Genomic DNA, 8,393 nt, shown 5'->3' on the forward strand with positions numbered 1-8,393 from the left:
AAACGTTTCAAGGAGTGTCCTGTGCAAGACAATAACGTGCTGGTCACCGACCATCGCTATGCCTCCACCGCGCGTTTCTGGCGCGAAAGCCTGTCCCGGGTCGCCGGTGTCTACCGGATCGCGGCGTACGCCCCGAATCAGCAACCGGGTCGCCAGCTGTCCCGCACGGTGCGGCTCACGCCCGCGTCGCTCGACCTGTTGCGGCGCATCGGCGACGGCGAGCTTGCCGAGTTCGCCGTCACGGCGGCGGGCATTGCGTTCCTGCTCTGGAAATACTTCCGGATTCCGGTCACGGTGCTCGGCACGCCGGCGCTGGCCGCGCATCCGCCGGCCCGGGCCGCCACCGTGCCGCTGATCATCGAGGTCCGTCCCGACGAGCGCGTCGAGGACTACCTGTCGCGCGTGGCCGGGATCGTGGAAGACAGCTACGCCGAGCCTCACTTCCCGCTGGAAACGCTCGTGCGCAACGAAAAGGACCTGGCGCTCGCGCAGCTCACGAAAGTCACGCTCGCGGACGACCGGGTGCACGACGCACCAACCGGCCGGGACGACGATCTGCAGTTGCATCTGCGGCTCGCGCGCGGCGAAATCGAGCTTCGTTACAGCGCGGCGATCGAGCCCTTCATCATCGACGGCTTCGCCGGCAGCCTCGCCGCGGTGCTGGCGGCCTTCGAACCCCTCGACACGGCCGTCGGCGACATCGAATCGGCCCCGCCGGAAGAGGGCCCGTTGCTGAGCGCCTTCAACGAAACCGCGACGGCCGGCCCCAGCCACCCGACGGTCGTCGCCATGTTCGAAGCGCAGGTCGCCCGCACGCCGACGGCGCCGGCCCTGGTCACCGACAGTGCGCTGATGACCTACGCCGACCTGAACGCGCGGGCCAACAGCCTCGCGCATCACTTGCGCGAGCACCACGGCGTCGGGCCGGAATCGCTGGTCGGCATCATGCTCGACCGTTCCGAATGGATGATCGTCGCGATTCTCGGCATCCTGAAGGCGGGGGCGGCGTTCGTTCCGCTGGACCCGGCGTATCCGGCCGAGCGGATCAATCACATCCTCGGCGACACCGGCCTGTCGCTGCTGGTGACCCAGTCGAATCAGCTCGCGCAGTGGTATGAATTCTCCGGCGTGACGCTGCTGCTGGACCAGGAACTCCCCGGCTGGACGCCGCTGCCCGACAACCCGCCGCACCGTGCCGAACCGGCGCACCTCGCCTACGTGCTCTACACGTCCGGCTCGACCGGGAAACCCAAAGGCTGCCTGCTCGAGCACCGGAACCTGGCCCACTACATCGGGTGGGCCGCCGCGTATTACTTCCCGGAAAGCACGACCGGCAGCTTCGGGCTGTACAGCTCGCTCTGCTTCGATTTCACGCTCACCAACGTCTTCTGCCCGCTGGTGCGCGGCAAGACGCTGCGCATCTATCCGCAGTCGGAAAGCATCGACACCATCCTGGCCCGGATGTTCCAGCCCGGCAGCGGCGTCGACACCCTCAAGCTCACGCCCACCCACATTCATCTGCTGGAATACATGAACCTGGCACGCTCCGGCGTGCGCAAGGTGATCGTCGGCGGCGAGGAACTGACGCCCCAGCACATCGCCACGCTGCGCAAGATCGATCCCGCGATCGAGATCTACAACGAGTACGGCCCCACCGAGGCGACGGTCGGCTGCATCGTCGAGCGCGTCGAGGACGCGCCCTCGACGGTGCTGATCGGCCGGCCCATCGCCGACACCCGCGTGTACATGCTCGACGACGCGCTGCGGCCGGTTCCGCTCGGCGTGCCCGGGGAAATCTGCGTCGCCGGCGCGGGCCTCGCGCGCGGCTACCACCAGCGGCCCGACGTCACCGCCGCGAAATTCGTCGAGCATCCGTTCCCCGGCGAAGCGCGCCTCTATCGCACCGGCGACATCGGCCGGTGGCTGCCCGACGGACGGATCCAGTGCTACGGGCGCATCGACCACCAGGTCAAGATCCGCGGGCACCGGGTCGAACTCGGCGAGATCGAGGCCGCGATCGCCGCGCACGAGGATGTCGTCGGCGCAGCGGTCATGCTGCGCGAATCCGCCCACGGGGTGCGCAAGCTCGCGGCCTATGTGAAGGGCGCCGCGAACCTCAGCGTGCCGGACCTGCGGGCCTATCTGGCCGGGAAGCTGCCGGACTACATGGTCCCGTCCGACATCATCCCGATCGCCGAATTCCCGCTCAACGCCAACGGCAAGCTGGATCGCCCGGCGCTGCTGGCGCTGGAGCCGGCCACGGCGCCCGACGCCGCCCGTCTCGACGCCGCCGCGCTCGACGCCACGCCGATTCAGCTCGAGCTGGTGCGTATCTGGCGCGACGTGCTCGACCATCCGGCCGTCGATCTCACCGGCCGCTTCTTCGACTACGGCGGCGATTCGCTGCAAGCCATGCAGCTGGTCTCGCGGATCTGGGGCAGCTTCTCCGTCGAGATCGGCATCGATGCGATCTTCGAACTCCAGACCATCAGCGCGGTGTCCGACCTGATCGAAGCGTCGTCGCCGCACGCCGGTTCGACGGCCGGCGCCATCCTGCCCCGCTCGCGCGCGAACGACCTGCCGCTGTCCTTTCCGCAGCAGCGGCTGTGGTTCCTCGCGCAACTGGAAGGCCCGTCGGCCACCTACAACATCTCGAGCGCGCTGCGCTTCGACGGCGAACTGGACCTCGCGCGCCTGCAGGCAGCCGTGTCCGAAATCAGCCGGCGTCACGAGATCCTGCGCACGACGTTTCCCGCCGTCGACGGCCGCGGGGTTCAACGCATCGCGCCGCCGGCGCCGGTCGCGCTCGACGTCGTCGACGTCGCCAGCGAATCCGACACGCTCGCGCGGCTCGCGGAGGAAGCCGACCGCCCGTTCGATCTCGCCGTCGGGCCGCTCTATCGCGTCGTGCTGTATCGCGTGCATGAGCGCCTCCACGTCTTCGGCATCGTGATGCATCACATCGTTTCCGATGCATGGTCGTCAGGCATCCTGATCGGCGAGCTGGCCGCGCTCTATGCCGGCGAGTCGCTGCCGGAACTGGCTGTGCAGTACGCGGACTACGCCGTGTGGCAGCACGAACGCCTGGCGTCCGCCGACACGCGCCGGGAACTGGCGCTCCTGAGCGCCGCGCTGGCCGATGCGCCGGACCTGATCGAGCTGCCCACCGACCGCCCGCGGCCCGCCATCCAGCAGTTCCGCGGCGCGGTGCTGCCGTTCCAGCTGAGCGGCGCACGCGCCGACGGCCTGCGCGCGATTGCCCGCGCGTCCGGCACCAGCACGTTCATGGTCGTGCTCGCCGCGTATGCGCTGCTCCTGTCGCGATACAGCAACCAGCAGGACCTCGTCATCGGCTCGCCGATCGCCAACCGGCGTTCGAGCATGACCGAGCCGCTGATCGGCTTCTTCGCGAACATGCTCGCGCTGCGCGTGGACCTGTCCGGCAATCCGACCTTCGGCGAACTGCTGGCGCGCGTGAAGCGCGTCGCGCTCGACGGCTACAGCCGCCAGGAGATTCCATTCGAGCAGGTGGTGGATTCGCTCGCGCTCGAGCGCAACCTGAGCCGCACGCCGGTGTTCCAGGTCGTGTTCGCGTACGAGAAAGCGCCGTCCCAGGCGGTGAGCTTCCCCGGTCTCGTGGCCACGCCGGTGTCGGTCGAGACCCACACCGCGAAGTTCGACCTCACGCTGCATGTGCAGGATGCCGACGACGGCCTCGCGGGCTCGCTGGAATACAACCTGGACCTGTTCGACGCCGCCACGATCGATCGCATGGCGGAACACTTCCGCACGCTCGTCGATGCCGTGATCGCCGATCCGGATGCGCCGCTCGGCGCGCTGCCGTTGACGAGCGATACGGAGCGGAACCTGGTGACGGTCGAGTGGAACCGTACCGACACGGATTTCGGCGACGCCGCCGCGCAACCGCTGCATCGCCTGTTCGAACAGCAGGTCGAGCGCACGCCGGATGCCGTCGCGGTTGTCTTCGATGACGCCGCGCTCACCTACGCCGAACTCAACCTGCGCGCCAACCGCCTCGCCCACCACCTCATCGCGCTCGGCGTCGGCCCCGATGCGCTCGTCGGCGTCGCGATGGAGCGCTCCCTCGACATGAGCGTCGCATTGCTCGCGGTCCTCAAGGCCGGCGGCGCCTACGTCCCCGTCGACCCCGACTACCCCGCCGAGCGCGTGCGCTTCATGATCGACCACGCGCAGTTGCGCTGGCTCCTCACCCAGCAGCATCTGCGCGACGCGCTGCCCGGGACCGACGCACACGTGATCGTCGTCGATACCGACTCGCTCGATGTCGATAACGCAGCGACGTCCAACCCCGCGCCCGCGCTCAACGGCGACAACCTCGCCTACATGATCTACACGTCCGGTTCGACCGGCCGGCCCAAGGGCGCACTCAACACCCATCGCGCGATCACCAACCGCATCCTCTGGATGCAGCACGCCTACGCGCTCGGCGCTGACGATACCGTGCTGCAGAAGACCCCGTTCAGCTTCGACGTCTCGGTCTGGGAACTCTTCTGGCCGCTCGTCACCGGTGCGCGCCTCGTGTTCGCCCGCCCCGGCGGCCAGCGCGAGACCGACTATCTGGTCGACCTCATCGAGCGCGAACGCATCACCACGCTCCATTTCGTGCCGTCGATGCTGCGTGCGTTCCTCGATCATCCGGACCTCGACGCGCACTGCGCATCGCTGCGCCGCGTCGTGTGCAGCGGCGAGGCGTTGCCCCACGACCTGCAGCAGCGTTGCCTCGAGCGCCTCGACGTCAGGCTGTACAACCTCTACGGCCCGACCGAGGCCGCCGTCGACGTGACCGCGTGGGAATGCCGCCGCGACGATCCGCACCGCATCGTCCCGATCGGCCGGCCCATCGCCAACACCCGCCTCTACATCGTGGACGCGCAGATGCAGCCCACGCCGATCGGCGTGCCCGGAGAACTGCTGATCGGCGGCACGCCGGTCGGGTGCGGCTACCACGGTGAACCTGAACTGAGTGCCGGGAAGTTCATCGCCGATCCGTTCTCCGCCGACCCGCACGCGCGCCTCTACCGTACCGGCGATCTCGCGCGCTACCGGCCCGACGGCAACATCGAGTTCCTCGGCCGCATCGATCACCAGATCAAGCTGCGCGGCCTGCGCATCGAACCCGGTGAAATCGAGGCCGCGCTGCGCACGCATCCGTCGGTCGACGACTGCGTCGTGATCGCGAAAACCGAAGGAGCCCGAACGTTCCTGATCGCCTATGTCGCGACCGCCGCGCCGGACATCGCCGATCTGCGCGGTTATCTGAGCGGCAAGCTCGCCGACTACATGGTGCCGTCGCAGTTCGTCGCCCTTGCATCGTTGCCGATGCTGCCCAACGGCAAGATCAACCGCAAGGCGCTGCCCGCCCCGGCCGACGGGGTCGACGCGGCCCAGCCGCACGCGCCCGCCGTCACGCCCCGGGAAATCCTGCTGGCGTCGATCTGGCAAGACGTGCTGCAGCTGCCTTCCGTCGGCATCCACGACAATTTCTTCGAACTCGGCGGCGACTCCATCCTGAGCATCCAGGTGATCGCGCGCGCCAATCAGGCGGGGCTGCGCGTGACGGCGAAGCAGCTGTTCCAGCATCAGACGATCGCGCAGCTGGCCGCCGCGCCCGAGGAGCGGGCCGCCTGCGCGCCGACCTTGAGCCCGCTGGGCGACGCGCCGCTCACGCCGGTGCAGCACTGGTTCTTCGAGCAGGAGATCGACGCGCCGTCGCACTTCAATCAGACGGTCCTGATCCAGGTGCCGGCGGATCTCGACGCGTCGCGGCTCGCCGACGCGTTCCGGCAAGTCTACGAACATCACGACGCGTTGCGACTGCGTTTCTCGCACGATGCGGGCCGCTGGACCCAGCACGTCGTCGCCGGCGGCGAGATGCCGGCGCGCTTCGAGAAGCAGGGGATTGCCGGCGACGCCGGCGAGCGCCTGGCGGCGATGCGCGCCGCCGCCGCTGACGCGGAGCGCGGCATCGACATCACGCATGGCCCGTTGCTGGCGGCCCGGCTCTTCTGCGTGGCCGGCGAGCCGCTCGCCCGCCTGTTCGTGTCGATTCATCACCTGGCGGTGGACGGCGTGTCGTGGCGCGTGCTCCTCGAGGACCTGCATGCCGCCTACCACGGCCAGCCGTTACCCGCGAAGACGACGTCGTTCCGTGAATGGGCGCTGCATCTGCAGCAATTGGCCCGGTCGCCGGCCATCGGCGACGAAGCGCGACTGTGGCACGCGCTCCTCGCGCAACCCGTCGAGCCGATCCCGCTTGACTATCCGGCCGCAGGTGCGCCCAACAACGCGGTCGGCGACGCGTCGTCCGTTTCATTCGAACTGGACGAAGCCGATACCACCGCGTTGCTGCGCCGGCTGCCACGGGCCTACGACACCCGCATCAACGATGTCCTGCTCATCGCGCTCGCGCAAGCCTGCAGCATGGTCACGGGCAACGCCCGCACGCGGATCGATCTCGAGAGTCACGGCCGCCACGTGTCCGATGCGCCGCTCGACCTCACCCGGACGGTGGGCTGGTTCACGTCCATCTACCCCGTCGTGCTCGACGCCGACGCGATGCACACGCCGGAGCAGGCGCTGCGTGCCGCGCGGCAGCAGCTGCGCCGGATTCCGGCCGACGGTCTCGGTTATGCGCTGCTGCGCTACCTGAGCCCCGACGCCGCCGTGCGCGACAGTCTCGCCGCGTTGCCGCAGGCCGATATCCTCTTCAACTATCACGGGCAGCTCGATACCGTGTTGAAGCAATCCGACGGCTGGCGCCCGGCGACCGAAGACCTCGGTTCGCTGCGCGCCGGGCGGTCGCAGCGCACGCACGCGTTCGAGATCGTCGCCGCCGTCGTCGACGGCAAGCTTCAGGTGGACTGGCGCTACGGCGAGCGGCTCCACCGGCGGCAGACGGTCGAGAACCTGGCCGCGCACTTCAGGGACCGGTTGCTCGACTTCGCGGCGTCGGTCCCCGACACCGCGGCGGACGACATCGACGACAGCTACCCGCTCTCGTCGCTGCAGCAGGGCATCCTGTTCCATTCGCTGTACGACCTCGATCCCGCCGCCTATTTCCAGCAGTTCAGCTTCGTCGTCAGCGGCCCGCTCCAGGTGCCGGCGCTCCGGCAGGCGTGGGCCCATGCGCTCACGCGCCATGCCGTGCTGCGCACCGCGTTCGCGTGGGCCGATCGCGAGCAGCCCGTCCAGACCGTGCTGCACACGGTCGACCTGCCATGGACGTTCGTTGACTGGCGGCACCGCGACGCGTCCGGCCGCGCGCAGGACGTCGATGCATTCCTCGCCGACGACCGGAAGCGCGGCTTCGATCTGCAGCGGGCGCCGCTGTTCCGCTGCACGCTGATCCAGGAAACCGACACGCGCCACCGCTTCTGCTGGAGCGCGCACCACATCATCCTCGACGGCTGGAGCACCGCGACCCTGATGAAGGAGGTGTTCGCCGACTACCTGTCGCTCGCGCGCACCGGCCTGCCCGCGGTCGCGGCGTCGGCGCCCGGATACCGCGCGTACATCGACTGGCTCGCGCGTCATCCGCGCGCCGCCGACGAAGCCTGGTGGCGCGCCGAGCTGGCCGGCTTCCGTGCCGCCACGCCGATCGCGGCCAGCCCGGCCCGGCAGACGACCGGCGACGCCGCGCGGGAGGACAAGCGCCGGACCCAGCAATTCCTGCTGGACGAGGCGCTGACCACGCGGCTGCACGTGCTCACGCGTGCGCATCGCGTCACCCTCAACGTGCTGATCCGCGCGGTCTGGGCGTTGGTGCTGCGGCGCCACGCCGGAACAGACGACGTCGTCTTCGGCGTCACCGTATCCGGCCGGCCGCCGCTGCTCGACGGCGTCGAGTCGATCGTGGGGCTGTTCATCAACACGCTGCCGCTGCGCCTGCGTATCGCGCCGGAGCGGCCCTTCACCGAATGGCTGGCCGAGGTTCACGCCGCGCAGGCAGCGATGGAGCCGCACTCGTACAGCTCGCTGGTCGACATCCAGTCGTGGAGCGAACTGCCCGCCCGCGACAGCCTGTTCGACAGCCTGCTGGTCTTCGAGAACTTCCCGGTTGCCGCCGCCCCCGAGCTCGGGCCGGACGACCTCGAGATCCTCGACACCCGCGCGTTCGCGGAATCGAACTACCCGCTGACCCTGACCGTGCACCCGGACGCGCGCATCGGCTTCCATATTTCGCACGATGCGCACCGCGTCGCGCCAGATGTCGTGCGGCAGATGCTCGACACCCTCCGCACGTTGCTCGAGCGATTCGCCGAGCACCCGGACCAGCTGACCGGCCAGCTCGCCGACCCGCCGGCCGCCGACGGCCAGCCGGGCGCGCCGCGCGAGGCGGCCGGGCCGGCGAT

General features: G+C 69.2%; 1 protein-coding gene. It reads left to right on the top strand.

The window, feature by feature from the left end:
• Positions 1-21: 21 nt before the first annotated feature.
• A partial coding sequence (locus G3N96_RS27570; RefSeq protein WP_206139157.1) for a non-ribosomal peptide synthetase occupies positions 22-8,393 on the top strand: 8,372 nt, incomplete at its 3' end.

This window comes from Burkholderia sp. Se-20373 (assembly GCF_017104705.1).
Lineage (GTDB): Bacteria > Pseudomonadota > Gammaproteobacteria > Burkholderiales > Burkholderiaceae > Burkholderia.